This window comes from Bacillus sp. DNRA2 (assembly GCF_012843265.1).
Taxonomy (GTDB): Bacteria; Bacillota; Bacilli; order Bacillales; family Cytobacillaceae; genus Bacillus_BU.
Genome location: NZ_JABAIT010000035.1, coordinates 1 through 26,987 on the forward strand (window position 1 = coordinate 1; position 26,987 = coordinate 26,987).

Annotated in this window: 25 protein-coding genes and 10 tRNA genes; 29 read left to right on the top strand and 6 right to left on the bottom strand. The window is 39.0% G+C overall.

Features of this window, described 5'->3' with window-relative positions:
- The first annotated feature begins 24 nt into the window (after nt 1-24).
- From HHO41_RS20075 to HHO41_RS20165, 19 genes are all read left to right on the top strand, one after another.
- Nucleotides 25-100: transfer RNA gene (locus HHO41_RS20075), tRNA-Phe, on the top strand.
- Between the two features lie 26 nt (nt 101-126).
- Nucleotides 127-211: transfer RNA gene (locus HHO41_RS20080), tRNA-Tyr, on the top strand.
- Between the two features lie 9 nt (nt 212-220).
- Nucleotides 221-294, top strand: a tRNA-Trp gene (locus HHO41_RS20085).
- Nucleotides 295-305: 11 nt separating this feature from the next.
- Nucleotides 306-381, top strand: a tRNA-His gene (locus tag HHO41_RS20090).
- 16 nt (nt 382-397) lie between these two features.
- Nucleotides 398-472 (top strand) — tRNA-Gln (locus tag HHO41_RS20095).
- Nucleotides 473-475: 3 nt separating this feature from the next.
- Nucleotides 476-550: transfer RNA gene (locus HHO41_RS20100), tRNA-Gly, on the top strand.
- Between the two features lie 16 nt (nt 551-566).
- A tRNA-Cys gene (locus HHO41_RS20105) sits at nt 567-641 on the top strand.
- A 34-nt stretch (nt 642-675) separates the two neighbouring features.
- Nucleotides 676-761, top strand: a tRNA-Leu gene (locus HHO41_RS20110).
- A 26-nt stretch (nt 762-787) separates the two neighbouring features.
- Nucleotides 788-869 (top strand) — tRNA-Leu (locus HHO41_RS20115).
- 850 nt (nt 870-1,719) lie between these two features.
- Nucleotides 1,720-2,775, top strand: a complete 1,056-nt coding sequence (locus tag HHO41_RS20120; RefSeq protein ID WP_169102064.1) for a DUF5105 domain-containing protein — start codon at nt 1,720-1,722, stop codon at nt 2,773-2,775.
- Nucleotides 2,776-2,788: 13 nt separating this feature from the next.
- Nucleotides 2,789-3,940: a TcaA second domain-containing protein gene (locus tag HHO41_RS20125; protein ID WP_169102066.1), complete on the top strand. Its 1,152-nt coding sequence runs from the start codon at nt 2,789-2,791 to the stop codon at nt 3,938-3,940.
- A gap of 412 nt (nt 3,941-4,352) precedes the next feature.
- Nucleotides 4,353-5,063 (top strand): GNAT family N-acetyltransferase, encoded by a 711-nt coding sequence (locus tag HHO41_RS20130; RefSeq protein WP_248278555.1) that lies wholly within the window; start codon nt 4,353-4,355, stop codon nt 5,061-5,063.
- A gap of 458 nt (nt 5,064-5,521) precedes the next feature.
- Nucleotides 5,522-6,034 (top strand): DUF6241 domain-containing protein, encoded by a 513-nt coding sequence (locus HHO41_RS20135; protein ID WP_169102068.1) that lies wholly within the window; start codon nt 5,522-5,524, stop codon nt 6,032-6,034.
- A 246-nt stretch (nt 6,035-6,280) separates the two neighbouring features.
- Nucleotides 6,281-6,354 (top strand) — tRNA-Gly (locus tag HHO41_RS20140).
- Nucleotides 6,355-6,438: 84 nt separating this feature from the next.
- The gene (gene queG, locus HHO41_RS20145; RefSeq protein WP_169102070.1) at nt 6,439-7,578 is read left to right on the top strand and encodes a tRNA epoxyqueuosine(34) reductase QueG; all 1,140 of its coding nucleotides are present in this window, start codon (nt 6,439-6,441) and stop codon (nt 7,576-7,578) included.
- An 82-nt stretch (nt 7,579-7,660) separates the two neighbouring features.
- On the top strand, nt 7,661-8,548 hold the full coding sequence (locus HHO41_RS20150; RefSeq protein WP_169102072.1) for an amidase domain-containing protein: 888 nt from the start codon (nt 7,661-7,663) through the stop codon (nt 8,546-8,548).
- Between the two features lie 223 nt (nt 8,549-8,771).
- Nucleotides 8,772-9,245 carry a tRNA (uridine(34)/cytosine(34)/5-carboxymethylaminomethyluridine(34)-2'-O)-methyltransferase TrmL gene (trmL, locus tag HHO41_RS20155; protein WP_169102074.1) on the top strand — a complete coding sequence of 158 codons (474 nt, stop codon included), beginning with the start codon at nt 8,772-8,774 and terminating at the stop codon, nt 9,243-9,245.
- Between the two features lie 93 nt (nt 9,246-9,338).
- Nucleotides 9,339-10,088: an oxygen-insensitive NADPH nitroreductase gene (gene nfsA, locus HHO41_RS20160; RefSeq protein ID WP_169102076.1), complete on the top strand. Its 750-nt coding sequence runs from the start codon at nt 9,339-9,341 to the stop codon at nt 10,086-10,088.
- A gap of 425 nt (nt 10,089-10,513) precedes the next feature.
- A complete protein-coding gene (locus HHO41_RS20165) occupies nt 10,514-12,409 on the top strand; it encodes a PrkA family serine protein kinase (RefSeq protein ID WP_169102078.1) in 1,896 nt (631 codons plus the stop codon).
- 54 nt (nt 12,410-12,463) lie between these two features.
- On the opposite strand, the gene HHO41_RS20170 is transcribed toward HHO41_RS20165, so the two are convergent.
- Nucleotides 12,464-12,757, bottom strand: coding sequence for a hypothetical protein (locus HHO41_RS20170; protein WP_169102080.1), 294 nt, complete (start codon nt 12,755-12,757; stop codon nt 12,464-12,466).
- A gap of 13 nt (nt 12,758-12,770) precedes the next feature.
- Entirely contained in the window at nt 12,771-13,964 is a 1,194-nt protein-coding gene (locus HHO41_RS20175; RefSeq protein WP_248278556.1) for an MFS transporter, read from the bottom strand.
- Between the two features lie 222 nt (nt 13,965-14,186).
- Between HHO41_RS20175 and HHO41_RS20180 the strand changes: the two genes are divergently transcribed.
- From HHO41_RS20180 to cysC, 5 genes are all read left to right on the top strand, one after another.
- Nucleotides 14,187-14,954, top strand: coding sequence for a phosphosulfolactate synthase (locus HHO41_RS20180; RefSeq protein ID WP_169102084.1), 768 nt, complete (start codon nt 14,187-14,189; stop codon nt 14,952-14,954).
- Nucleotides 14,939-15,466: a histidine phosphatase family protein gene (locus tag HHO41_RS20185; RefSeq protein WP_169102086.1), complete on the top strand. Its 528-nt coding sequence runs from the start codon at nt 14,939-14,941 to the stop codon at nt 15,464-15,466. Before HHO41_RS20180 ends, HHO41_RS20185 begins: the two co-directional genes overlap by 16 nt.
- A 78-nt stretch (nt 15,467-15,544) precedes the next feature.
- Entirely contained in the window at nt 15,545-16,264 is a 720-nt protein-coding gene (locus tag HHO41_RS20190; protein WP_282434295.1) for a phosphoadenylyl-sulfate reductase, read from the top strand.
- Between the two features lie 27 nt (nt 16,265-16,291).
- Nucleotides 16,292-17,446, top strand: coding sequence for a sulfate adenylyltransferase (sat, locus tag HHO41_RS20195; RefSeq protein ID WP_169102088.1), 1,155 nt, complete (start codon nt 16,292-16,294; stop codon nt 17,444-17,446).
- A gap of 3 nt (nt 17,447-17,449) precedes the next feature.
- The gene (gene cysC, locus HHO41_RS20200; protein WP_169102090.1) at nt 17,450-18,049 is read left to right on the top strand and encodes an adenylyl-sulfate kinase; all 600 of its coding nucleotides are present in this window, start codon (nt 17,450-17,452) and stop codon (nt 18,047-18,049) included.
- A gap of 8 nt (nt 18,050-18,057) precedes the next feature.
- Here the strand turns inward: cysC and HHO41_RS20205 are convergent, their stop codons facing one another.
- On the bottom strand, nt 18,058-18,678 hold the full coding sequence (locus tag HHO41_RS20205; RefSeq protein ID WP_169102092.1) for a YitT family protein: 621 nt from the start codon (nt 18,676-18,678) through the stop codon (nt 18,058-18,060).
- A 338-nt stretch (nt 18,679-19,016) separates the two neighbouring features.
- Here HHO41_RS20205 and yhbH point away from each other — a divergent pair, with 338 nt between their 5' ends.
- Nucleotides 19,017-20,192: a sporulation protein YhbH gene (yhbH, locus tag HHO41_RS20210; protein ID WP_169102094.1), complete on the top strand. Its 1,176-nt coding sequence runs from the start codon at nt 19,017-19,019 to the stop codon at nt 20,190-20,192.
- A 36-nt stretch (nt 20,193-20,228) separates the two neighbouring features.
- Here the strand turns inward: yhbH and HHO41_RS20215 are convergent, their stop codons facing one another.
- The 3 genes from HHO41_RS20215 to HHO41_RS20225 are packed head-to-tail and all read right to left on the bottom strand — an operon-like array spanning nt 20,229 to nt 23,097.
- Nucleotides 20,229-20,939 (bottom strand): LutC/YkgG family protein, encoded by a 711-nt coding sequence (locus tag HHO41_RS20215; protein WP_169102096.1) that lies wholly within the window; start codon nt 20,937-20,939, stop codon nt 20,229-20,231.
- Nucleotides 20,939-22,366 (bottom strand): LutB/LldF family L-lactate oxidation iron-sulfur protein, encoded by a 1,428-nt coding sequence (locus HHO41_RS20220; RefSeq protein WP_169102098.1) that lies wholly within the window; start codon nt 22,364-22,366, stop codon nt 20,939-20,941. Before HHO41_RS20220 ends, HHO41_RS20215 begins: the two co-directional genes overlap by 1 nt.
- Nucleotides 22,367-22,380: 14 nt before the next feature.
- Nucleotides 22,381-23,097 carry a (Fe-S)-binding protein gene (locus HHO41_RS20225; RefSeq protein WP_169102100.1) on the bottom strand — a complete coding sequence of 239 codons (717 nt, stop codon included), beginning with the start codon at nt 23,095-23,097 and terminating at the stop codon, nt 22,381-22,383.
- Nucleotides 23,098-23,526: 429 nt separating this feature from the next.
- Here HHO41_RS20225 and HHO41_RS20230 point away from each other — a divergent pair, with 429 nt between their 5' ends.
- Genes HHO41_RS20230 through HHO41_RS20245 form a run of 4 tightly spaced genes read left to right on the top strand, consistent with a single transcriptional unit; the run spans nt 23,527 to nt 26,853 of the window.
- Nucleotides 23,527-24,405: a branched-chain amino acid ABC transporter permease gene (locus HHO41_RS20230; RefSeq protein WP_169102102.1), complete on the top strand. Its 879-nt coding sequence runs from the start codon at nt 23,527-23,529 to the stop codon at nt 24,403-24,405.
- Between the two features lie 15 nt (nt 24,406-24,420).
- On the top strand, nt 24,421-25,374 hold the full coding sequence (locus HHO41_RS20235) for a branched-chain amino acid ABC transporter permease (RefSeq protein ID WP_169102104.1): 954 nt from the start codon (nt 24,421-24,423) through the stop codon (nt 25,372-25,374).
- A complete protein-coding gene (locus tag HHO41_RS20240) occupies nt 25,371-26,153 on the top strand; it encodes an ABC transporter ATP-binding protein (RefSeq protein WP_169102106.1) in 783 nt (260 codons plus the stop codon). The genes HHO41_RS20235 and HHO41_RS20240 overlap by 4 nt, the downstream gene beginning before the upstream one ends.
- Nucleotides 26,146-26,853 (top strand): ABC transporter ATP-binding protein, encoded by a 708-nt coding sequence (locus tag HHO41_RS20245; protein WP_169102108.1) that lies wholly within the window; start codon nt 26,146-26,148, stop codon nt 26,851-26,853. The genes HHO41_RS20240 and HHO41_RS20245 overlap by 8 nt, the downstream gene beginning before the upstream one ends.
- Nucleotides 26,854-26,987: the final 134 nt, after the last annotated feature.

Below are 26,987 nucleotides of genomic sequence, written 5' to 3' on the forward strand. Positions count from 1 at the left end.
AGTCCCGTCCGGACCGCCATTTATGGCTCAGTAGCTCAGTCGGTAGAGCAATGGACTGAAAATCCATGTGTCGGCGGTTCGATTCCGTCCTGAGCCACCATTAGTATTTTTATGAATATAATATGTGGAGGGGTAGCGAAGTGGCTAAACGCGGCGGACTGTAAATCCGCTCCCTCGGGGTTCGGCGGTTCGAATCCGTCCCCCTCCACCATTTAATTTTAGGGGTATAGTTTAAAGGTAGAACGAAGGTCTCCAAAACCTTTGGTGTGGGTTCAATTCCTACTACCCCTGCCAATTTTATGATGGCGATTGTGGCGAAGTGGTTAACGCACCTGATTGTGGTTCAGGCATTCGTGGGTTCGATTCCCATCAGTCGCCCCATCTTAATTAAGAATTTTGGGCTATAGCCAAGCGGTAAGGCAACGGACTTTGACTCCGTCATTCGTAGGTTCGATCCCTGCTAGCCCAGCCATTTGCGGAAGTAGTTCAGTGGTAGAACACCACCTTGCCAAGGTGGGGGTCGCGGGTTCGAATCCCGTCTTCCGCTCCAATAGCATATTATATACGGCGGCATAGCCAAGTGGTAAGGCCAAGGTCTGCAAAACCTTTATCCACCGGTTCGAATCCGGTTGCCGCCTCCAATATTTTCATAATAATTTTCAGCTAGGGTTTTACGCCGGGGTGGCGGAACTGGCAGACGCACAGGACTTAAAATCCTGCGGTAGGTGACTACCGTACCGGTTCGATTCCGGTCCTCGGCATTTGAAAATTTTATACTTATTATTACGCCGGTGTGGCGGAATTGGCAGACGCGCACGACTCAAAATCGTGTTCCTTCTGGAGTGTCGGTTCGACCCCGACCACCGGTATAAATTTCCAGTAATGGAACGGAAAATCGCTGATATTCAGCGATTTTTTTGTTGGTCAAAAATCTGTGTCAGATTGGAAGGTCGTGTTAAGCCTAGCGGCTTTTTTTAGAACACGCACGACCTACTCAAAAACATCTTGTCCTTCGTTGTAAAGAAACGGAGGATTTTTTTATGGACGGAGCTAAACGTAAGAGAAAAGGGTTACAAGCATTTTAAAAGGATGGGACAAAATAACCTGACAGCGGATAAGCTTGAACTTCCCTTTCACTTCTCATCCAAGAACAGAATTCATTCTGGTCTTGGAATAGTCTCTGATTCTGTATCCTTATCAATTGCCCCTTATAAATTAGGGAAGGGGAAAATATGCACCACTATAAGAACCGTCACCCTGCTTCTGCACACTGCAAAAATATCGAATATTTTCCAGTTGTTTATAGACCAATAGGACTAAGTCTTTATTACTATAATTCTCATCAAACATCATTTAAAGATTGATGCTTTTTTACTAATCTAGAAAGAAGGGCGATTCAAATACATAGGGGTCAAAACCTTTTATTACCAATATCCCATTAATTTCCCAGCTCTCTTTGACTAGTAAATAAGTACTGTATTATTCTTTCTTTTATTATTCAATATGGGAAATATTGGTTTAAACCCATACTTTTTACACATTGACCATATATTTCTATTTATCTATGATAGAAATCGAATCAGTGTAGAAAAATGTGAATTTATGTTTAATTATGTGTATTTGCGCGGTATCTATTGATTCAAAAGAATCAATAGGAATTAGGTAGTAGCAGCACTAATTAAAAGCAAAAAACTTATTTTACAAAGGAGAGTCATTATCTTGAAAAAATTTGGAATTTTTACTCTACTCATTACTGTAATCATGGCATTAGCTGCTTGTTCTTCAACGAGCGAAAAAACAGGTGCCAGCAGCAGTAAAATCATTGAGGTATCTATTGATAACGCTTCATACGTATTAGCCGGCAAGAACGATGGTGTTTCAGAGGATAAAGAAACAAAGAAAGGCTTATTAGCTGTTCAGTTAAAAGTTAAGAATAAAACAGATTCAGAGGTTTCTATTTCGCCATATGATGACATTAAGATTTACGACGGGGAAAAACAATTATCCCCTGAAAACGACCTAAGCCTATCCGACCTTGGTATAGACTATTCCGAAACTGGCACTATTGGGGCGGAAAAAGTAAAAGACATAACTGTTATTGTAAATGTAGAAAAAGACAAAAAATATGAACTTGGTATCACCCCATATACAGACAGTACGGATAAAGCAAAAGAAGTAAAACTGGTATTAGATACAAAAAAATACACAGCTAGTTTTAATACACTAAACGACCCTGCTAAAGCTTTAACAGCTTATATTAAAACCATTTATATGGATAAGGAGAGCGCTGATTACGAAAAATACGTTTCCGCAGACAAAGCTGCTCTCCAAGAAGAGGCTAAAAAAGCTTTTAAAGAAGAAATACAAGATACATTCATGGATCTCAAAATATCTGATGAAGAAATGGACAAGCAATATATAAATTATAAATCGTCCCTATCCCAAAAAGGTAAGATCAACGCACAAACAGTTGGCAACGCTGAGGGGAAAGCGGTTGTTTTAGTAGAATACTCTAATGTACCATTAAATGATCTATATGATCTTGTAGATGATTACAGAGAAGAATACTATCAAAATACAGGCAACTACGATGGCAGCGAAGAATACGCTCTTTCGAAATTTGACGTTATTCTCGATTCAATCGAAGCTAAAGACAGCAAAGAAAAGTTGGAAATTTTAATGGTTAAAAAAGACGGGAAATGGACCGTTGATTTATCGGATGATTATGTTAAAGGACAATTAGTAGATACATTTGCAGCCGGTTATGGATATTAAGGAGAAGTGAATAATGTCAGGAAAAAGATGGGGAATGATAGCTTTTCTTTCTATAGTGGCAATTATGGCTATCGGGACGTTTATTGCTTTCCAGCAGTTGAACAAGCCGGATAAAACTGTAGAAACATTTGAAGAAGCGGTCGAGCAAAACAAACCAAATTTGCTTAAGGGTATTATTTTACCGGATAACAAGGAAGCTGTTGTAAACACAGGTACGCTAGCTTCACTTGTTACCTATTTAAGAACAAATGATCAAAGCTATCAGGTTATCAAGGATGGCCTGAAGGGACAAATGGAGGCGAAAGAATATTCTCCAACTAATGAACAAATAAGTTTAACAGCTGACGGGAAAAAATGGGGAATCTTCACAAATTATAAACTGAAAGTAAAAACAGCCTCCATTAAAGTGATTGGAGATAATGAGAACGATCGAGTCCAGCTTAGCATCAAAACATTAAAGAATCAGTTCAAAACAAGTGATGATAAGATATACGGTCCTATTCTGCCAGGTATTCATGATGTCAACGTAACCGTTACTAATTCACTTGGCACGCTGGCTGAAAATAAAAAAGTGGATGTTTGGGGAAATGAACAAGTCACCTTTGTCGTTGATACAGAAAGACTTGCTAAGAATGATAAAGGAATCAGCGATGACATTGTTGCAGCTGTTGAGTTATTAAACAAGGATCTTTCAGTCTTTGAAACATCTGCATACAACATAGATGTTTTCACGAACGTAAATGATACATTCACGGGTGGAGAGTACACTCAAGCGGCAATAGATGAGGAATTCTCAAATTATGTAGATTATATAGATGAAATACAATCCCAGTATTTAGGATCAGTCGTAAATTTGGATCAATTAAGCATCGATTATTTTAACGGTCACTGGTCAGCAGATGTTACAGCCCTGGTTTCTTATAATCGAAAAATTAAATTTACAGACCTTCCTACCTACGAAGACCTATCCTATAAATCTATACGGAACTATGCCTTAGGCTATAATGATAAAGAGAAAAGGTGGCTGATCGAAGGTATCACGGACACTGAAGCTGACGGCACAGAACATGAAAGCTGGAAGAAAAAGAAAACATTAACAGTCAAAAATCCACCACTACAAAAATGGAGCAGCACGAATAGCGGTGACCCAATAACTAGTTTGTAAGAGGGACAACAGGCATGAACTGCACCCAAATTGTTGACACAACTAACAATTGGGGTGCAGTTCGCTTTTGTATCTACTACTTCCTTAAATACCTGCTGTAAGGTTTTATCCTCCCAGGCATGCTTACTAATATAGGAACGGCCTATCTCACAGATCCCATCAGTTTTTTGATCCATAATCATCTTCAGCTTTTCCGAAAAGGGAATATCTTTCTCCAAAATTTCTTCATAGCTCTTCAAAAATTATCGACATAAGAAAAAGTACTTTTTTAGCAAGTGTATTCTTATTTGTAATACCTTAGAAGACTGTCTCTTTTTTTATTTTTTTGTGAATGGATGATGAATGATAATTTTGTATAATTAAGGTAATGGGATTATGATACTTATTAATTAAAAAAATGGAGAGATTGTGGTTGAAGAAAAAGTCAAAGTCACGTAGGAAAAATCATAACGATAATATCGACCAAGAAACTGATGAAACGTTTTACTTTGTTGCGGGGTACACTTCTGGAGGTGTTGCCTATGGGACAACCATGGAGGAAATCGTATCTCAGGAATTAAATTTTAGAGTAGCTGCAAAGAGCGATTCGAAGACAGCTTGTGAACTGATGCATCTAGCAATTGGTGATATTGCCGAGAAGTTGACCGGCCAAACGAAACCTGAAAATATCCGTGAAACGTTAGCATTCTTTTTTTGCGAAAATAATAACCGGATAAGCTACCAAAATACGATTGTCGCAGATGTTTTAGATGAAGTGGCAGGGATTGTTATTTCCTATCAAGGTGATGATGCGTCTGTCTTGGATGAGCCTATTCTTAATCGATTAAGAAAGAAACGGCGTAATCAGGAGATTTACTTCGATAAAGAGGCCGATGCTGGGGATTACTACATTGACACGATTAGTGTTGCACCCAAATTTCAAGGATATGGAATCGGTACTACGCTAATAAAAAAAGCAGAAGAAGCTGCAAAACAAAGTGGATTCTATCGGGTCTCACTAAATGTAGCTCGAGGTAATTCAGAAGCGCATAGTCTTTATAAAAAACTTGGTTATCATGAAGAAAAAGTGATTCATATTAATGGCCATCAGTATGATTATATGGTGAAAATATTAGAAGAATAATAGTACGTAGGACAATGCGTATTCACTATTTTTGCAAGAGTCTTGATTGTTTGGCTCTATAAGAACACCGAAGATGTTGCAGTTATTGTTGCAATTATTTGGGGACTCCCATGGGCAATTTTTCACGGATTGTTGAGTTGGCTTTATGTCATCTATTATTGGGCAAAATACTTGTGAAATCATGTGTTCTAGACGATTAATCTATGTTTCATTTGTGAGAAGCATTTAGAAAGGACCACCTGCAATAGGTGGTTCTTTATTTCCCCAAGTTGCAGCTAGTTTTAACATCAGAGAATATGTACCTAGTTGTCAATTTTATGAAATCAAAATACTTTTTGTAAAATAGGATTCTTGTTACAATATTTTACATAAAGGGGTAATATGTAAGTTTATAGAATATATTGCACTTATTTCGTTTATTAAAAATATTTATTTAAAGCAGAGGGGGAGTTCTTAAGTTGAAAAAGTATGTAACGATTGCATTGGGCATTTTAGGGGCTGCTCTCATTATTGGCTATGTATTTATTGGTAAGTGGGGGGCTGAAACCGACTCGAAACCAGCCGTAACAAAAGAGGAACAAAGTCAGGCTAAACAGGAATTAAACAAAAGCTTTGAGACTGCAACTCCAGAAGGGGAGATGCCAAAGTATGAGACAATGTCTGAACAAGAACTATTGGATGAGGTACATGGGATGACACATCAAAAGGTTTTAGCGGATGAAAAGTGGGGTTCAGTCGAAATCACAAAAGATAAGGTAGAAAAGCTGTATAAGATCGCAAACAGTAAGGCTGACAGCGAAATTCGCTCGATGTTGCTAGAAATACTTGAACCGTGGACGAAAGGTGATTTTAGCAATGCAGTCGAAGACCATAATCGGATATGGGATTATAAGGATGGGAACATTGGCGAAGCAACGCGTTTGTTAACTCCTGTTGAAGAACAAGAGTATATTGAAAAGATGTTTAAATAAATGTGCCAGAAACGGTTATTGGATATTTATATATATAAAGAAATCACACAAAAATAGTGCGTCAATGGGCGAAGTAGTCATGTTTGTCGAATATTCTATGTACATAAAATCGACAAAAATATCTAAAAACCCTTGACGCACTATTGAAAACTTTGTATTATATAGAAGTTGGTTCTTTGAAACGACATTTTACAACAAAGCAAATGTTTTTCATCGACAAAAACCGACAAAGATCTTCACTATCATGCGGGTGTAGTTTAGTGGTAAAACCACAGCCTTCCAAGCTGTTGTTGTGGGTTCGATTCCCATCACCCGCTCCATTACATAGCGTTCAACGCAGTGTTTCGTTTCAGAAAGAACGAAGCATTGCGTTTTTTAATTTCTATGAATTAGGAGGTGTCAGGATGGATGTTCGGCTATTAAAATCTGAAATCATTCAATATTGTAGAGAAGTTGGGATTGATAAAATTGGCTTTACGTCTGCAGAGCCATTTGTTGAACTAAAGAACCGACTGTTTCGACAGCGAGAATTGGGCTATCAGTCAGGTTTTGAAGCGCCGGACATTGACAAACGGACAAATCCTTCCCTTTTATTAAATGGTGCTTCATCAATTATTTCGATAGCACTTGCCTATCCAGTTAAAATGAAGAACCGTGTCCAAAGCAAAGCCGATGAACGCCGTGGCATCTTTTCTCGAGCTTCGTGGGGACTTGATTATCATCTTGTTTTAAAAGAACGATTGAGGCTGTTAGAAGAGTTTATCATGTCAAAATATCCCCAAGCTGTCTGCCAATCAATGGTCGATACCGGGGAACTAGTTGATCGAGCTGTTGCGGAGCGAGCCGGGATTGGCTGGAGCGGGAAAAATTGCTCGATTATCACGCCTGAATTTGGCTCCTATGTGTATTTAGGGGAAATGGTAACGAACATACCGTTTGAGCCTGATACGCCCATTGAGGACCGCTGCGGTGATTGCAGAAAATGCCTAGATGCATGTCCTACTGGTGCTTTAATACAAGGTGGACAAATTAATGCCAATCGTTGTATTTCTTTTTTAACACAAACGAAGGAGTTTATTCCTGAAGAATTTCGTGACAAGCTGGGGAATCGGATATACGGTTGTGATTCCTGTCAAACTGCTTGCCCGGAAAATAAGCGGATCGACTTTCATTTACATCCGGAATTGGAACCAGAACCAGAGCAGGTCAAGCCATTATTAAAACCGATACTATCTATGAGTAACCGCGAATTTAAAGAACGTTTCGGTTCATTGGCAGGATCATGGCGTGGTAAAAAGCCGATTCAGCGCAATGCAATTATTGCTCTGGCCCACTTTAAGGACGAATCAGCAGTAGCTGATCTGATTCAAGTTCTAAAGAACGACAATCGTCCGGTTATGAGAGGGACCGCAGCTTGGTCTCTGGCGAAAATAGGTGGCCAAGTTTCGCTATCTGCATTGCAGGAAGCGAAAGAAAATGAGCAAGACGATGATGTCCTAATAGAAATTCAACAAGCCCTTCAAATACTAACAAGGATGGATTAGATGTTGTTCCATCCTTGTTTTTTTGTGCTTCGTGATAATATTATAAAGCCTTCATATGTATGATATGAAGGGGGAGATTAAGATGCGGGCTGAGCTGCAACAGCTGTTAGAATCACGAGTAAAGCAGTGTGTGAGTCAACAGCGGAGCAAGGGCGATTGCGATAAAATTGAGCGTAAAAAGGCGAGTCTAGCCAAACGAGATGCCGAAATTGTGAAAGCAAAGGCAAAGGGGCAGATTACGGATATTACTGAAATCAATGATTTTAAGAATGTCTCATATGCAGTTCATTTTCGCTACCTAATTCGGCAGAATGATTTACTTTATATAGAAGAAGAAGTTGAATCACATCAGGCAACCTTTAGTCGGGAGCATTTAATCGATGAATTTGAAGTAGTGCCATCTATAAATTCTGCAAAGTTTGATGACCGTTCCTTATTGTACTCCGATGATTTTTCCATGAATGAGTTGGGACAGCGAGCCTATACTTATGATCGCCTTAAAGCAGTGCAATACGCAGAACGATGGTGGAACAGTTATAATCCGGCCTATATGAAAATTGAAAACAATGATTGTACTAATTTTATTTCACAATGCCTCCAACAAGGCGGAGCACCAATGCGGGGCTATCCTAATCGGGGAGCTGGCTGGTGGCTACGAAGTCAAAGTCATAGTTGGAGCTGGGCTGTTGCCCATGCGCTTAAACTGTATTTTGAAAGTTCGAAGTCAGGGTTACGGGCCAAGCGAGTATCAAGCCCAGAGCAACTGTTATTAGGTGATGTGATTTGCTATGATTTTGAAGGAGATGGTCGCTTTAATCACAACACGATTGTGACAGGAAAGGATGCAAATGGCATGCCTCTTGTCAATGCCCACACGTACAACAGTCGTCAGCGTTATTGGGCTTATGAGGACTCAAGCGCCTATACGCCAAACATTAAATATTTATTTTTCTCAATCGTCGATAGCTAAACTTGGCTTGAATCAAGGATTTTCAGTGGTATAATAGCACATGTAGATTGAGTAATGTACTAAATATATAAATATAACAAGAAAAGTGTCTAGCTACAGCGGCTAGGGGCTCGGGTCATAAGGCAAATCACTCCAGAGACAAATGTCTCTTACGTGATTCGTCTTATGCCTGTCGCCCCTGAGCAAGCCGCTTCCGCTTTTCTTTTTTGAGGTGACTGACTATATGGGTTTGCATGTCGTTTTATACCAACCTGAACTTCCGGCTAATACGGGCAATATTGCTCGTACATGTGCTGCTACAAATACAACGCTTCATTTAATTCGGCCACTCGGCTTTTCAACCGATGATAAAACGTTAAAACGTGCCGGTCTTGATTACTGGGAATTTGTAAACATTGTTTATTACGATTCAATAGATGAATTTTTCGAAAAAAATGAGGGCGGCCAGTTCTTTTATTTAACGAAATTTGCTGAAAAGCCCCATACAACTATTGATTATAGCAATCGTGATGCAGATTATTACTTTATGTTCGGTCGTGAAACAATGGGACTGCCGCAGGATTTGATTGAGAAAAATAAAGACTTTTGCTTGCGCATTCCAATGAATGACAATGTTCGTTCGCTCAATCTATCCAACACAGCCGCCGTTATCATTTATGAGGTCCTGCGCCAACAAGAATATCCAAATCAATGTTAAGCAAAAAGCAAACATGCTGATTTTACAAGTCGGCTTAGTTTGCTTTTTTTTATTATTCTGATTAAATAAGAATTGGATAAAGGAGGAAGGAAAATGAATCAAATCATTGAGACCATTTTGAATCACCGTTCGATTCGTAAATTTGAAGACAAGCCACTTTCCGAGGAGCAAATTGAAAAAATCATTGCTTGCGCTCAAAGTGCATCCACAGCAAGCTACATACAGGCATATACGATTATAGGTGTTACTGATAAGGGGAAGAAGGAAAAATTAGCGGAGCTGGCTGGGAATCAAGCATATGTTGCTGAAAACAGTATTTTCTTAGTGTTCTGTGGTGATTTACATCGGCTTGAGCTAGCAGGTAAAATGGAGGAGCTTGATGTTACAGCATCGCTTGAAAGCACAGAAAAGTTTATGGTTGCGCTCATTGATGCTGCCTTAGCAGCCCAAAATGCGGCGATTGCTGCTGAATCAATGGGCTTAGGTCTCTGCTATATTGGTGGGATTAGAAATAATCTGTCTGAAGTTCAAAAATTATTAAAAACACCGGAACGAGTGATACCATTGTTCGGAGTGGCGATTGGATACCCGGCTAAAATGACTGACAAAAAACCACGCTTGCCAATGAGCAATATTTACCATGAAAATGAGTACAAGCAAAATGAGGAACAATTTGTTGCGGAATTAACCGAGTACAATGATGTGATTTCTAGCTATTATGAGTCACGCACAAAAGGTAAACGCAAGGACCGCTGGACCGAGCAAATGGCCAATATGCTACAGCAAAAATCAAGAATGTACATGAAAGAATATGTTCAAGCCAACAAGTTTGACCTAAAATAAACCAAAATAAAAAAAGCAGCTAAGATTTTAGCTGCTTTTTTTATTTGCAATTACTTTGTTACCCCTGGTTTGTCGTTATAACCTGCTGTGAAAATGGCGGATAAGAATGCAAGTGTTACCCCAATGATTAAGATAAGTGCCATGTTAATAAAACCCTCCCATCCAAAAAAACAGATTTAATCAAGCCTATTATAGCCTATAACAACAAAAGTGTGAATAATTGTTCAAATTTTTTCTTATGATTAAATAATCTCATTCAATCAACAAGTCCTTCCTTTTTGTTTGGCATAGTGTTGATGATGATTGGGATTATTGGATAAATCCAAAAAGATGTTCCAACCTTTCACGTGTTTAGGCATGTTCACTTGTACTCTGGCATAGGATTATATTAGTCGTCTCTGATAACGCTAGTGGGGGAGGTCCTTATGGATATATTAAAAAAAATTGAGAACTATCGTGTCGAGGAAGAGAAGCTGAAGTGGGAAGGGACGTTTGGGGAGTATTTGGAGCTTGTGAGAGAGAAGCCATGGGTAGAACAATCTGCCCATTCGAGAGTTTATACTATGATTAAGGATGCCGGGGTTGAAGAGGTTCATAACCGAAAGCATTATAAATTTTTTGATAATCAATTGTTTGGACTTGAAGAGCCACTGGAAAGACTTGTTGAAGAATATTTTCATCCAGCTGCAAAACGCTTGGATGTAAGAAAAAGAATACTGTTACTGATGGGACCAGTTAGCGGCGGGAAATCAACCTTAGTGACGATGTTAAAGCGGGGATTGGAAAAGTATGCCAGGACTGATCGCGGTGCTTTATTTGCGATTAAGGGCTGCCCGATGCATGAAGATCCACTGCATTTGATTCCTCATCATTTAAGACAGGACTTCTTTGAAGAATATGGTATCAGAATCGAAGGGAATTTATCTCCGCTTAATATGATGCGCCTCGAAAAAGAATATGGTGGGCGGATTGAAGATGTACTGGTCGAAAGAATTTTCTTCTCTGAGGATAAACGGGTCGGCATCGGAACGTTTAGTCCATCTGATCCAAAATCTCAGGATATTGCCGATTTAACGGGAAGCATTGACTTTTCGACGATTGCCGAATATGGTTCAGAGTCTGACCCGCGCGCTTATCGTTTTGATGGTGAATTAAACAAGGCAAATCGTGGGATGATGGAGTTCCAAGAAATGCTGAAGTGTGATGAAAAATTCTTATGGCACTTATTATCTTTAACGCAGGAAGGTAATTTTAAGGCAGGGCGTTTTGCGCTGATTAGTGCAGACGAATTGATTGTCGCTCATACGAATGAAACGGAGTATCGTTCATTTATTTCCAATAAAAAGAATGAAGCATTGCATTCACGGATTATTGTGATGCCGATTCCGTATAACCTGAAGGTCACCCAAGAAGAGAAGATTTATGAAAAAATGATTCATGAAAGCGATGTTGCAAATGTCCATATTGCCCCGCACACTTTGAAAGTAGCGGCAATGTTTACGATTTTAACGCGCCTGAAGGAACCGAAAAAAGGCGATATTGATTTAATTAAGAAAATGCGTCTTTATGATGGTGAAAATGTAGAAGGCTTCAATTCAGCTGATGTAGCCGAGTTGAAGAAGGAGTATCCTGATGAAGGAATGAGTGGAATTGATCCTCGTTATGTGATCAACCGAATTTCTTCAACTATCATTCGCAAGGAAATTCCATCGATAAACGCTCTGGATGTCCTGCGTTCATTGAAAGAAGGACTTGATCAACATCCATCGATTACGACTGAATTAAAGGAACGTTATTTAAACTTTATTTCATTGGCACGCAAAGAGTACGATGATATTGCCAAGAAGGAAGTCCAAAAAGCGTTTGTTTATTCATACGAAGAGTCAGCTAAGACATTAATGGATAATTATCTTGATAATGTTGAAGCGTATTGCAATAAGGCGAAGATGCATGATCAGCTTACTGGCGAGGAAATTAATCCAGATGAAAAGCTGATGAGATCAATTGAAGAGCAAATTGGAATTTCTGAAAATGCGAAAAAGGCGTTCCGTGAAGAAATTCTAATTCGCATTTCAGCATATGCTCGCAAAGGGAAACGGTTCGATTACAATTCTCATGATCGTCTTCGTGAAGCGATTCAAAAGAAATTATTTGCTGATTTGAAGGATGTCGTGAAAATTACAACTTCTTCGAAAACCCCTGATGAACAGCAACTGAAGAAAATTAATGAAGTTGTGGCACGTTTGATTGATGAACATGGTTACAACTCAACGTCAGCGAATGAATTATTGCGTTATGTTGGAAGCTTGCTAAATCGATAATAAAAAACAATGGGCTAGCTGCAATTACTGCTAGCCTTTTTGTTGTATTGAAATTCACTTAGTTTTATTGGATTCTTCATCGCCATTGAGGCTGATTTTTTTGCAGCCTACATATAAGCAGGAGTATACCTCAACTCCTTTTTTTGCTTTAGCAAGGCCTTTCAAATAAGGGGTGACTAAATCCTTGAAGTCTGAGGAAACACCTTCTTCTTCTAAAATACCGTAAACGTATAATTTTTTTTCATCAAAAAGAAGTGCCACATTCCCTACTGCTTTATTATTTGAATCAACAACATTTAATACTTGAAAGGTTGGTGAGAGGACTTCAGGTGAAAAGTAAATTTGCATTGTCGATCACTCCTTATGAGAACTGTAATTTATCAAATAAGCTATCCTGTGATGATTCGGACGCTTCCTTTTTCTTAACGTGAATGAGAGTCAAGCAAAGTAGTCCAGCGAACAGTGTCAATCCTGCTGTCGTTAAAAACATGCCAGTACGCGACCAATCCATTAATGTACTGAAGATCGGCGGGCCAATGGCTACTCCCAAAAATCGAACAGAACCATACAGTGAAGTAACAAATCCGCGCCTGTCAGTTGGAACGGATCCTGTGATGAAACTATTGATACATGGAAGAACAAGACCAGTCCCAATACTGCTAACAGCCAGTACAGCAATGAACGGAACTAATTTTTCAAAGAAAATTAAGGATGCAAATGATGCGGTCATTAATAATGTTCCCAAGATAATCAATGTTTTCATCAACCCCATCTTTTTCCCAATCTTACTACCGGTTATGTATGAGGTTGTAGTCATAAATAATAAGGGAATCGCTAAAATTCCACCCTTTGGGATCCCGTCAATCCCATGGCTCTTCTCTAGAATATCGGAAATGTAAAATAGAATTCCAAATAAAGCAAACAAACAGGTGGCACCAGTAAAATAAGCAGCAAATAGCCAACGTCCTTCGCTCTTAAACACAGAAACAAGCCCTTTTACATACTTTCCTAATGGCGGTGGTTCCTTCTCTGCCTTCTTTTCCTTAATGAAAAACATCGTCAGTAACACTGAAATAAGACAAAAAATCGGAAAGGCAAAAAAAGCAGCATACCAAAACAATAGGGCAAATAAAGAACCTAAAATGGGACTGATTACTTTACCAAAGCCGTTCGAGGCTTCTACCAGTCCAAGTACTCGGCTTTGCTTAGCCCCTTTAAATAAATCTCCAGTTAGAGCCATCGCAATCGGTGCGGTCCCTGCAGCGCCAATTCCCTGCATGACACGACCAGCAAGCACCCACATATAGGCGTTGGAAAACCATGCCGATGCAGAACCCGCTAAAAGTCCACCACTTCCGTACAAAATGAGGGCAGGGATGATCACTGCTTTTCGTGAAAATCTGTCAGACAAATATCCTAAAACCGGAATTGAGATTGCCGCAGCAATCGAAAAGACCGATATGATAAGGCTTACTTTAAATTGGGAAACATCCAGTTCAGTCTTCATTTTTGGTAATAATGGAATCAACATTGAATTTCCAAGCACCAAAATCATTGGGATTGAGCCAATTGCTAAGATTGTCCATCCATTTGGTTGTTTCGTTGCCAAGTAATGTTCACCCCTAACTTTATTGATAAAAGCTTTCCTATTGTTTGATAGGGGTGAAGAGTTTATACATGAGGATTGGAATGATATTATATGGAAATCGCCCATTATTTACACATTTACCCATTATTTGAATAGTCTATTTTAGAATATTGAGGAGGCGTTTTCCCTATGGATTTTTTAGATTTACCAAAAAGAACTACAGGACGAAGAAGCTATGGATTGACTTCAATCGTCGATTTCGGTACACCGATAGGGGAGCTAAAGAATATCTTGAATGATTATTCAAGCTTTATTGACATCGCTAAGATTGGCATAGGTACAGCATATGTAACACCAAATATTAAAGCGAAGGTCGAACTTTATAAACAACATCATGTCATCCCATATTGTGGAGGAACGCTATTTGAAAAATGTTATATGCAAAAAAAAGTCCCACAATATTTGCATTATTTAAAAACACTTGGAATTGACTGGGTTGAAGTATCAAATGGAACATTGGACATTCCCCTCAAAGAACGCCTCTCCCTTATTTCTCTTTTGAAAAAAGATTTTCAAGTGATTGCCGAAGTAGGATCGAAGGATTGTAATAAAGAAATACCAACACATATATGGAAAGAAGAAATTCAAATACTCCTTGATGCAGGCTGTAACTATGTTATAACCGAAGGCCGCGATTCTGGGACTGCAGGCATTTATGGGAAAAATGGAGAGGTAAACGCTGAGTTGATTCAAGATTTAGTTAAAGATCTTGATTATAAACGGATTATTTTTGAGGCTCCGACTGCAAAACATCAAATGTACTTTATCCAACAACTTGGCGCAAATGTAAATTTAGGGAATGTGAAAATTCACGATACTGTGATTTTGGAGACACAGCGGCAAGGGTTGAGGAGTGAAACTTTTTATTTGGAGGATCCCGAATGCACATTACGTTAATTCGCCATCTCCCTACAAAATGGAATCAATCCAATATGCTACAAGGTAGACAGGATATCGAGATTACCGAAATAAGTGAAGACTTACAAAATAAAATCGAATCAAATAAGCTTTTATTAAATGCGTTTGCACCTTTTGACATTGTACTGGCCAGCACGTTAAAGCGGACTCACCAAACAGCGAAAGCTTACGGTTATGTACCGGAAACGGAAGGCTTGCTTGATGAACTGGACTTTGGTCGATTTGAAGGCGTCTCTAAAGAGCGATTAATAGCTGCTTATGATGGGAAATGGATTGAGGACCCACGAGAATTAATCCTCGGTGAGAGCTTGATTGATTTTGAAAAGCGAGTGATTGCCTTTCTTGAAAAATATAGTGACTATACCAATCTGCTCGTGTTCGGCCATGGCTCTTGGATACGTGCCATTGTTTCCTATCATCACTATGGTGATATTAATAAAATGAATAAAATGATTATTGAAAACAACCAATGTATCACCTTGCGTTTTTAAGTTGTTGATTAGAGGAAAGTGACAAGTGTGGACATCGCAGGTTTTACGAAGAGAAGTTAATAGAGGGGTGGGGGAGATTTGAGTGATGTGTTAACGTATGAAACCTGGAATGACGAAACTGTACAGGAATTGATGGGGAAGCATCAAGATTACTTTGACATCTTAAAATGGGCTTACCAGGAATATGGTGAGCACATCGTCTATTCATGTAGCTTTGGTGCCGAGGGAATTGTTCTGATAGATTTAATCTCTAAAATAAACAAGTATGCTCGAATTGTATTTCTCGATACGGGACTGCATTTTCAAGAGACATACGATTTAATTGAACGTGTTAAAAAGCATTATCCAGAACTTCAAATAGACATCATAAAACCGAAAATGTCATTAACGGAGCAATCGAAATGGTATGGTGAGGAACTTTGGAAGGATAATCCAAAACTTTGTTGTCATATGCGAAAGATTGTTCCGCTCACAGATGCGTTATCAGGTGCGAAAGCATGGATTTCTGGGCTAAGGAGGGAGCAATCTCCTTTTCGCAGCAAAACTGAGTATATAAATAAGGATGATAAATTTAAGAAAATAAAAATTTGCCCGCTGATTCATTGGACATGGGAAGAGGTGCGCCTGTATTTGGAGCTTAATAAGCTCCCGTATAATCCACTTCATGATCAAAGTTATCCGAGCATTGGCTGTGCGCCATGCACAACAAAAGTAGTGGATGGAGTTAATTTTCGAGCAGGACGGTGGGCAGGGTTAGAAAAAACTGAGTGTGGTCTACACCTAAACGAGAATGAATAAGCACTTTGGAAATAGGAGGAAAAAACAGTGAGTGTCAGTCAAGCACATGGAGGTCAGTTAGTCCAACGTTTCGATGAAAACTTCCAAGTCGATCCTACACTGAATGAAGTTGAACTGGATAAGCAAGAATTAAGCGATTTAGAGCTGATTGCCAATGGTGGTTATAGTCCGCTCGTTGGGTTTATGCGTAAGGCAGATTATGATTCTGTCGTTAAAAAGATGAGGCTATCAAATGGTCTACCTTGGTCGTTACCGATTACACTATCAATCGATCATAAACAAGCACCAGCGTTAAAAGTTGGTGAAAATATTAAGCTAACTTATGCTGGAACTGTGTATGGTGTGATGACAGTTGAAGATATTTATATTCCTGATAAAAATTTCGAAGCAGAAATGGTGTATCGGACAACAGACCGTGCCCATCCAGGGGTAAAGAAACTGTTTGAGCGTAAAGCAGTTTATTTAGGTGGTCCGATTACGATGATCAAACTGCCAGAAAAAGAATTTGAGCTGTATCATTTAACACCCCGACAAACAAGAGAGATTTTTTCAAAGCTTGGTTGGCAAACAGTGGTGGGTTTCCAAACAAGGAATCCGGTTCATCGTGCCCATGAATATATTCAAAAATCCGCGTTGGAGCTAGTGGATGGTCTGTTTTTAAATCCCTTAGTCGGTGAGACAAAAGAAGATGACATCCCCAGTCATATTCGTATGAAAAGCTATGATGTTTTAATTGAAAACTACTATCCGAAAAATCGAGTGTTTATGTCTGTTTTCCCTGCAGCGATGCGGTATGCTGGACCCAGAGAGGCAATCTTTCATGCATTGGTTCGGAAAAATTATGGCTGCACCCATTTTATTGTTGGCCGAGACCATGCTGGAGTTGGGAATTATTATGGAACATATGATGCTCAAAAAATTTTTAGCAGCTTTCAAATCGGGGAATTGGGAATCCAGCCATTATTCTTTGAACATAGCTTTTATTGTCATAAATGCGGAAACATGGCTTCGGAGAAAACCTGTCCTCACGATGCCCAATATCACGTAATTTTGTCGGGGACGAAGGTACGCAGCATGCTAAAAAACGGTGAACAACCACCTAAAGAATTTAGTCGTCCTGAGGTTGTGCAAGTATTAATTGAAGGTATGCAGGAAGTGTATATTAAAAATTTAAGGGTGTAGAAGATGGAGAGACAAAAGCATATTGTTTGGCACCACTCTACTGTCACAAAAAAAGGCCGTCAGCAATTAAATGGACATAAAAGCTGTGTACTGTGGTTTACAGGTCTATCTGGATCTGGGAAATCGACCTTAGCAAATGCGATGGATCATGCATTATATAGTCAGGGCTTTCAAAGCTATGTATTGGATGGCGATAATATTCGCTATGGCTTAAATCGAGATTTAAGCTTCGGTGTTGATGATCGTAAGGAGAATATCCGGCGCATTGGTGAAGTGGCAAAGTTATTTGTTGATAGCGGCCAAATAGTATCGACCGCGTTTATTTCACCGTTTCAAAATGATCGTGAGCTTGTTCGCAGCATGTTTGAGGCTGATGAATTCATCGAAGTTTATGTTAAATGTCCAATTGACATTTGTGAGAATCGTGATCCGAAGGGGCTATATCAAAAAGCTCGTAAAGGCGAAATCGCAGAATTTACTGGAATCTCCTCCCCATATGAGGCGCCAAGTCAGCCGGAGCTTATTATTGAAACAAATAAACAATCGATAGAAGATTCTGTAGGTAAGATATTTCATTTATTAAGAGAAAAGAAGATCCTCTAGGGTCTTCTTCATTTTATTTTCCTTAAACCATAGGCAATAAACGGAATTTGATGGAAGCGAACTTTATAAATATAATCAATGATGCTCGTTGAAAAAAACTGACAAATCATCGCAAATACGACAATCCGATAATTTATGACGAGAGCGGTAAGCAAAAATATGATAAAGTTTATCCACATCATCACTTTGCCAGGCCGCCAGTTTTTATATGAGGCAATCATTAATGCCGGAATAACCATACCGCCGCTCGATGCCCCAGCACGAATTAATATAGCTACACCCACCCCGAAAAGAGTGCTGCCTACACCTAAGTCAATCAGCATATGTAGATGAAGATGCGGTATATGAGAAGTTATGATACTTACGGTTGTGGAAGTAGTAGCCACTGAGAAGATGGTTCTTAATGTCCAGGTGTAGCCGAAGTAATTTAGGGCGAATAAGAGAAAAACGATGTTAGCTAGCCATAGGGAAAAGCCAAGCGGTAGCTCGAAAAAATGGTTAAGCAAAATCGCAATTCCTGCTGCTCCTCCAGATGGAATCGAATGGGGAAACAGAAATAGTGACATGGACAAGCCCTGGAGAATGGCACCTATTAGCAAACAACAATAGATGAATACAGACCGTTTCATAGTTTGCTAAACCCCACGCTACGACTTTGATGAAAATAGCCCAAGAACATCATCCTCCCTCTCCTTGTCCATTCTATGAACAAAAAATGCCAATTATGAGTAGGTGTTAGGAGGTTAGAATCCTCGCCATCCTCCCTTTCTTACATTTCACGACTTGCAAAATAGTGCTTGTCTAAATGTGCTAGGACATTGAATCATTTATAGCAATAATTAGTAAATAATTTTGATTTTCTGCATAGGATAAAGTAATCCACATTTCTATTCTTTTAAAAGCACACTCTGGATATTGTATGTTATGGATAAAAAAACGTGAATCACATATTAAAGGAGGGGTAATATTGACCGAAAAGAATAATCATCAGTATGTTGTTTCAAAAGAAGATTGGTCCCTCCATCGAAAAGGCCACGACGATCAACAACGACACCAAGAAAAGGTTCAAGAGGCGATTAAAAATAACCTTCCAGAATTAATAACAGAAGAAAGTATCATTATGTCAAATGGTCGTGAAGTTGTTAAAATTCCGATTCGTTCTCTTGATGAGTACAAAATTCGTTATAACTATGATAAAAACAAACATGTCGGGCAAGGGGATGGAGAAAGCCAAATTGGTGATGTCATAGCCCGTGATGGATCTAACGCCCAGAAAGGACCAGGAAAAGGGCAAGGGGCTGGCGACCAAGCTGGCGAAGATTATTTCGAGGCTGAAGTAAGCTTGATGGAGCTTGAGGAAGCTTTATTTAAACAGTTGGAGCTTCCCAATCTGCAACGAAAGGAACAAAACGAAGAACTTGTTGAAAACATTGAATTCAATGACATCCGCAAAACCGGTTTGATGGGGAATATTGATAAAAAACGGACGATGATGACGGCGTTTAAACGGAATGCGATGCAAGGTACTCCAGGATTCCATCCGATTTATCGCGAAGATTTAAAGTTTAAAACGTGGAATGAAGTAGTGAAGCCGGAATCAAAGGCTGTCGTGCTTGCGATGATGGATACAAGTGGTTCGATGGGGATTTGGGAAAAATATATGGCACGGAGTTTCTTCTTTTGGATGACGCGCTTCCTCAGAACAAAATACGAAACGGTAGAAATAGAATTTATCGCACATCATACGGAGGCGAAGGTTGTCTCGGAAGAAGATTTCTTCACAAGAGGAGAGAGCGGGGGCACCATTTGTTCTTCAGCTTACCGTAAGGCATTGGAGCTTGTGAATGAGAAGTATGATCCAAAGCGCTATAATATTTATCCTTTTCATTTTTCAGATGGTGATAATTTAACTTCAGATAATGCACGTTGTGTTAAGCTTGTCGAAGAGTTAATGAAGGTGTCCAATATGTTTGGTTATGGAGAGGTAAATCAGTATAACCGTCATTCTACGCTAATGACTGCCTACAAAAATATTAAACATGAACAATTCCGCTACTACATTCTCAAGCAAAAAGCCGATGTGTTCCATGCGATGAAAAGCTTTTTTAAACAAGAAGAGGACAATGGAAAAATGTATGCATAATAAAAAGCCGACAGACACCTGTCGGCTTTTCCAGTTTTATAAGTCAGTAACAATGATATAAGTTAAACGAACAGGTCCGTGTACGCCCCATACTTTGTTTAACTCAATGTCAGAGGAACTACTTGAACCACAAATAAAGTTAATAGCTGCAGGATTAATTCCTTGTTTTGACATTTCATGAAGCTTTTGCATGCCTTGTGTTAAACGAGGAACAATTGTACTTTGCGGTACAATACAAACATAATTTAAAGGCAGGAAGTTAGATGATCTTCCTTTTCCCAACTTATCAATGACAGTGTAAGAAGCTGTTTCAGCAAGTGAAAGATCACTAATACACACGCCGTAAGACGCATTCAATGCCTTATCTACATTTTCACGGCCTTTTTCATCAGTCCAAATATATGCATCTTTCAATGTATCGGTTAGACCCCACTCCGCAAAACGCTCATCGTTCCAAGCGATAGTTGAGCCATTTCCATGTTCAACTAGTTTCTCAGATACTGTTTTTGCAAGATCTTTTTTCTCGATAATGACCGAGTCAATCTTACCACCTGATCCAGCTTTATTCACTTGAGCATTCTTATGGAATTCTTCAGCTAATTGTGCTTGAGTATAGCCCTTATAAATTTCAAGATGAGGTTTGCTTGATAATTCAGGATGCACAACCTCTTTTGGTAACTGGCGACCAAGTATGTTTGAAAGGTTGGAAATAAATGACTCTCTATTTAAAACTTGTCCTTTTACCATTATTTATTTCCTCCTTTACTTCTAGATTCATACCAATCTCTGAAACGTGTTTTTTCCAATGCAGGTAAGTCACGTTTGTCTGTCCAACCTTTAAGAATACTAACACCTTTTTTAATTTTTCCATCTTGCATCAATGGTTTTGTCATGTATGGTGCTACACTTGTTCCGAGCTTGTACATCCATGGGCGGCTTAGAACCATACCTGCTCCAGACATGCTCGCACCCCAGAATGCAGATACTTTCTTTTCTTCAGCTAATACACGCTTGTGCTCATGTATTAATGAATGTAACGGAATATTAGATGGACAAACTTCTGTACACTCACCACAAAGTGAACACATATATGGAAGTTCTTTGAAATCATCATAGCCGGCAAGTAGTGGCGTTAATACAACGCCAAGTGGTCCAGAATAGATAGCATTATAAGAGTGGCCACCTACTTGTCGATATACTGGACAAGCATTTAAACACGCAGCACAGCGCATACATTGTAATACTTCTTTGAATTGAGACTGTAATACTTTTGAACGTCCATTATCAACGATTACCACATGAAATTCTTTAGCACCATCTGCAGCACCTTCGTCAGTAATCCCGTTTACAAATGTCGTATAGCTCGTACTTTTTGCCCCTACTGCACTTCTAGCTAATAAGCTAATGCAGATATCTGCATCTTCATAGGTAGCACAAATACGTTCCATACCCATCACAGCTACTTGTAATTCAGGTGCTGCTGTACAAAGATCGATATTTCCTTCATTACTAATTAATGAAATCGCTCCTGATTCAGCAATAGCAAAGTTACATCCGTAAATTCCCATATCGGCCGTAACATACTCATTACGCAGTGATGCACGAGCAAAAGCAGCTAAGTCTTCCGGAACATCTTCGCCAGAATATCCACTTTTAGCAAATACATCACGAATTTGCGTTTTATTTAAATGTAGTGATGGCACTACCATATGTGAAGGTGGATTCCAGTCATCTAATTGCAATATATACTCAGCTAAGTCAGTTTCTTTTACATCAACCCCAGCATCCATCATCATATGGTTAAGTCCAATTTCCTCAGTAACCATCGATTTAGCTTTTACAACTTTTTTAACGCCTCTTTCTATTGCTAGATTAGTAATATACTGAGAGGCTTCCTTAGCATCTTTTGCAAAGAAAACGTTACCACCATTTTTGACAACGTTTTCAGAAAACTGATGTAAGTAGAAATCTAGGTTTTCAAGAACGTGGGCACGAACTTCTCCCGATAGTTTTTGCCACTCCGCGAAATTACCATCGCCCAATTGTGACATCACATTAGCTCTATTTTTACTAATTAAATCTTGAGCTTTCACCATTGCAGCTCGCATGAAATCATCGTTTAGATTCTTTTCAAGATTTTTTTCAAAAGCTTGGTCATTAATCTTAATTCCCATTTTGGATCTCCTTACTATTTAGAATTTAGCACTTCAGCAATATGCATTACTTTGATATTTGATCCAAGTCTACTTAAACGTCCACCAATATTCATTAGACAAGCGAAGTCTGCCCCTATTAAATAATCAGGGTTAGCTTCCATGATGTACCTTGCTTTTTCATCAGCAACTTCAGCTGAAATATCCCCCATCTTAACAGAGAAGGTACCACCAAAGCCGCAACACTTGTGGGAATTGTGGAAATCTATTAATTCTAGTCCTTCTACTTTCGAAAGAAGTTGAATAGGTTGTTCTTTTACTTTTAAAAATCTTGATGTATGGCAGTTGTGGTGGTATACAGCCTTTCCTTTTAGTTTCGCAGAAAAGTCGTCCACCTTAATCACTTCGATTAGGAATTGAGATAATTCGTATGTTTTAGCTGCAACTTTTTCTGCTCTTTCTTTCCATTCCTTATCATCAGCTAAAATATGTGGATATTCTTTAACAAAATAAACACAAGAACCTGAAGGTGATACGATCGCATCAGCATGTTCAAATGTTTCGATAAAGTGTTTAATTGTGTTTTTCGTTTTCTCGACGTATCCAGTGTTGTACGTAGGTTGACCGCAACAGGTTTGTTGCTTAGGATAATCGATTTCATGCCCTAGACCTTCAAGTAATTCAACAGTAGCTTTACCGACGTTCATTGCCATAAAGTCAACAATACAGGTTGTAAATAACGTTACTTTCATTTCAAATCTCCCTTTGGTTTAGTAACTATCTATGTCATTATACAAAAATAACATTTTTCTTGTATATCAAAATTGTATAATGATCTACAATGTTCATAATTTCTACCTTTATATGCCACAGATATGAAAAACAATCAGGTGAAGAAATAAATTAATGTAAAGTGTCGTTTTATTGTCATTAAAGAGAATTTTCAAAAATTATTTTGTAATAATATGTAGACTTCGAGATTAAGATTTTGTACAATGTTTTCAGAATATTATTTTTTATCTGTAACCATTGTTAAGTAAAGTAATAGAAGGGTGGCAACGAAGTAAATTTACAGAATATTTTGATTTTGTTTTTTGCATAGGTTATTGTATGGGGAGAAGCTCCTCATTTTGTTTTAGAAGCAGGAGTTTGGTGAATAAATTTTGAAAGGAGAGTGCGAAATGGAAATTATTCAACAGTTAGTAAACGGAATTTCGCTAGGAAGTATTTATGCACTAATCGCGCTCGGCTATACAATGGTTTATGGCATTGTTAAATTAATTAACTTTGCCCATGGTGATGTATTTATGATTGGTGCATTTATTGGTTTTTATTCAATTACTATTTTAGATTTAAGCTTTTTTCCAGCATTACTTATATCAATGGCTGCATGCGCAATCTTTGGGGTCTTAATCGAAAAAATAGCGTACAAGCCTTTGCGGAATGCAACGAGAATTGCTGCATTAATTACGGCAATTGGAGTATCACTCTTAATTGAATATGGGATGATCTATATTCGGGGAGCGCAGCCGGAAGCCTATCCAGGCGATGTTCTACCAGTGAAAAACATTGATATTTTTGGTGTCTCAATCAGTAGCCAATCATTGTTTATTTTGGGCATATCAATTGCTTTAATGATAATCTTGCAGTTTGTAGTGCATAAGACAAAAATTGGAAAGGCCATGCGTGCAGTATCGTTTGATGCCGAAGCAGCTCAATTAATGGGTATAGACGTGAACCGAACTATTTCGGCTACGTTTGCGATTGGGTCGGCACTCGCAGGCGCTGCAGGTGTTATTTTTGGAACTTATTATATAAAAATTGAACCGTTAATGGGGATTATTCCTGGTTTAAAGGCGTTTGTTGCTGCAGTATTAGGTGGAATTGGGATTATACCAGGCGCAATGGTCGGTGGATTACTGCTAGGTGTGATTGAATCATTGGTAAGTGCTTTGGGCTATTCGTTATGGCGTGATGGTGTAGCTTTTATTGTTCTTATTTTAATTTTGATTTTCCGTCCATCCGGCTTGTTCGGCAAAAACGTACGAGAGAAAGTTTAGGGAGGAGGAAAACTGATGAAATCTATTAAAAGATCAAAGGGCTTTTGGCTTTTGATGGCCTTAGCTGTAATCGTATATTTCGTTGTACAATTTTTAATCGCAGGCGAATATATGAATTCATATTATACGAATACTTTGTTTACGATTGCCATTAACATTATGCTTGCAGTCAGCCTTCACCTTGTCATTGGAATTACTGGACAATTTTCAATTGGGCATGCCGGATTTTTGGCGGTGGGTGCATATACGTCAGCGATTATTACAATGAAACTCGGACTTCCATTTCCGGTCGCAATCCTTGTCGCTGGAATTGCAGCAGCTTTAGCTGGATTAATTATCGGGATTCCAAGCTTGCGTCTAAAAGGTGATTATTTAGCAATCGCTACGCTTGGTTTTGGGGAAATCGTTCGGATTACACTATTAAATATTCCTTATGTTGGTGGCGCAGCAGGGATGCAGGTATCTAGCTTAACGAACTGGACATGGGTCTTTATTAGCTTATTGGCAACGCTTGTTGTCATTACAAATTTTACGAACTCAACACATGGTCGCGCTTGTATTTCAATTCGCGAAAATGAAATTGCCGCCGATGCGATGGGGATAAACACAACCTTTTATAAGGTAGTCGCTTTTGCACTTGGTGCCTTTTTTGCCGGTGTAGCTGGGGCGCTCTATGCTCATAATTTTTATATCATACAACCAACAAACTTCGGATTTTTAAAATCGTTCGATATTTTAATTTTTGTGGTATTGGGTGGATTAGGTAGCATGTCTGGCTCAGTAATCGCCGCTATTCTGTTAACAATTGTCTCAACCTTCCTACAGGAGTATCCAGAGACCCGGATGATTATCTACAGCTTTGTTCTTATTGTGATGATGATTTATCGTCCGCAAGGGCTATTGGGTACTAAGGAATTAACATCATTCTTTAAAAAACGACCGGCAGTTGAAGGGGGGGCTAGAGAATGACCACTCCATTATTAAAGGTGGACCAAGTAGGGATTCAATTTGGAGGACTTAAAGCCGTCTCCAATACAAATGCCGAGCTTCATAAAGGGGAATTGGTGGGCTTAATTGGACCAAACGGTGCAGGGAAAACGACGTTCTTTAACTTGCTCACTGGCGTGTATGTACCAACTGAGGGGGCTATTACCTTTAATGGTGAGCGTCTGAACGGTATGAAGCCTTATCAAATTACGAGAAAAGGGATAAGCAGGACATTTCAAAACATTAGGTTGTTCAATGAATTATCAGTGCTCGATAATGTAAAAGTTGCCTATCATTCCAATGCTAAACATGGCATTTTCAGTTCTATATTTCGCTTGCCAACACATTTTAGAGGTGAGCAGGAAATGGAAGAAAAGGCGATTGAGTTTTTAAAAATATTTAATTTAGAAAACTATAAATATGAAAAAGCTAAAAATTTACCATACGGTCAGCAGCGTCGCTTGGAAATTGCCAGAGCCTTGGCAGCCCAACCAAAGCTTTTGCTGCTCGATGAGCCTGCTGCAGGGATGAATCCACAGGAAACACATGATTTAATGAATCTTATTTCATTTATTCGCGAGAAATTTGATTTAACCGTTCTTTTAATTGAGCATGATATGCAGCTTGTTATGGGTGTTTGCGAGCGAATTTATGTACTTGATCATGGTCAATTAATCGCTCAGGGAACACCAGAAGAGATTCGCAACAATCCTAAAGTCATCGAGGCTTACTTAGGAGAGGAGGTTGCAGCGGATGCTTAAAGTCGATTCCATTAATGTTTATTATGGGAATATTCAAGCCTTAAAAGGTGTGTCTCTAGAAATAAATAAAGGCGAAATTGTTACTTTAATCGGTGCAAATGGCGCAGGGAAAAGCACGTTATTAAAAACAATTTCTGGACTTTTAAAGCCTAAGCAAGGCGAGATTTTATATGAGAATACTGCAATTGGAGGCAAACCTGCCCAAGCAATTGTCAAGAAAGGTATCTCGCATGTTCCCGAAGGACGCCGAGTTTTTGCTAATATGAGCGTTGAAGAAAACTTAGAGTTGGGTGCTTATTTAAGAAAGGATAAAGTTGGAATTCAGGAGGATTTTGACAAAGTGTTTCAGTTATTCCCTCGTCTCAACGAACGCCGCAAACAACAGGCTGGAACGCTATCTGGTGGTGAGCAGCAGATGCTTGCAATGGGGCGGGCGTTAATGGCAAGACCGAAGCTTCTGCTTCTGGATGAGCCGTCGATGGGGCTAGCGCCAATATTAGTGAAAACGATTTTTGATATTATCAAAATGATTAATAAGGATGGAACAACGATTTTGTTGGTTGAGCAAAATGCCAATATGGCATTGTCAATTGCACATCGTGCTTATGTCATTGAAACAGGCAGAGTCGTCATTTCTGGAACTGCTGAAGAACTAAATGCTAGTGACCAAGTTAAACAAGCATATCTTGGGGGCCATTAAGAATAATGGAATGTAAGAAGGTCAGCACTATGCTGGCCTTTTTGTGCGACGGGCAGTCGCATGGAGTGTTGATCCAGTCAGCACTCTTCTTTTAATTATCTGACAGAGACGTCATTTCGATGAAACGACTGGTT

Excerpts from the sequence above, each read along its gene's own strand:
- HHO41_RS20125 (WP_169102066.1), top strand. The coding sequence starts at position 2,789 with ATGTCAGGAAAAAGATGGGGAATGATAGCTTTTCTTTCTATAGTGGCA.
- queG (WP_169102070.1), top strand. The coding sequence starts at position 6,439 with ATGGATGTTCGGCTATTAAAATCTGAAATCATTCAATATTGTAGAGAA.
- HHO41_RS20150 (WP_169102072.1), top strand. The coding sequence starts at position 7,661 with ATGCGGGCTGAGCTGCAACAGCTGTTAGAATCACGAGTAAAGCAGTGT.
- trmL (WP_169102074.1), top strand. The coding sequence starts at position 8,772 with ATGGGTTTGCATGTCGTTTTATACCAACCTGAACTTCCGGCTAATACG.
- nfsA (WP_169102076.1), top strand. The coding sequence starts at position 9,339 with ATGAATCAAATCATTGAGACCATTTTGAATCACCGTTCGATTCGTAAA.
- HHO41_RS20165 (WP_169102078.1), top strand. The coding sequence starts at position 10,514 with ATGGATATATTAAAAAAAATTGAGAACTATCGTGTCGAGGAAGAGAAG.
- HHO41_RS20170 (WP_169102080.1), bottom strand. The coding sequence starts at position 12,757 with ATGCAAATTTACTTTTCACCTGAAGTCCTCTCACCAACCTTTCAAGTA.
- HHO41_RS20175 (WP_248278556.1), bottom strand. The coding sequence starts at position 13,964 with ATGATTTTGGTGCTTGGAAATTCAATGTTGATTCCATTATTACCAAAA.
- HHO41_RS20180 (WP_169102084.1), top strand. The coding sequence starts at position 14,187 with ATGGATTTTTTAGATTTACCAAAAAGAACTACAGGACGAAGAAGCTAT.
- HHO41_RS20185 (WP_169102086.1), top strand. The coding sequence starts at position 14,939 with ATGCACATTACGTTAATTCGCCATCTCCCTACAAAATGGAATCAATCC.
- cysC (WP_169102090.1), top strand. The coding sequence starts at position 17,450 with ATGGAGAGACAAAAGCATATTGTTTGGCACCACTCTACTGTCACAAAA.
- HHO41_RS20205 (WP_169102092.1), bottom strand. The coding sequence starts at position 18,678 with ATGAAACGGTCTGTATTCATCTATTGTTGTTTGCTAATAGGTGCCATT.
- HHO41_RS20215 (WP_169102096.1), bottom strand. The coding sequence starts at position 20,939 with ATGGTAAAAGGACAAGTTTTAAATAGAGAGTCATTTATTTCCAACCTT.
- HHO41_RS20220 (WP_169102098.1), bottom strand. The coding sequence starts at position 22,366 with ATGGGAATTAAGATTAATGACCAAGCTTTTGAAAAAAATCTTGAAAAG.
- HHO41_RS20225 (WP_169102100.1), bottom strand. The coding sequence starts at position 23,097 with ATGAAAGTAACGTTATTTACAACCTGTATTGTTGACTTTATGGCAATG.
- HHO41_RS20230 (WP_169102102.1), top strand. The coding sequence starts at position 23,527 with ATGGAAATTATTCAACAGTTAGTAAACGGAATTTCGCTAGGAAGTATT.
- HHO41_RS20235 (WP_169102104.1), top strand. The coding sequence starts at position 24,421 with ATGAAATCTATTAAAAGATCAAAGGGCTTTTGGCTTTTGATGGCCTTA.
- HHO41_RS20240 (WP_169102106.1), top strand. The coding sequence starts at position 25,371 with ATGACCACTCCATTATTAAAGGTGGACCAAGTAGGGATTCAATTTGGA.
- HHO41_RS20245 (WP_169102108.1), top strand. The coding sequence starts at position 26,146 with ATGCTTAAAGTCGATTCCATTAATGTTTATTATGGGAATATTCAAGCC.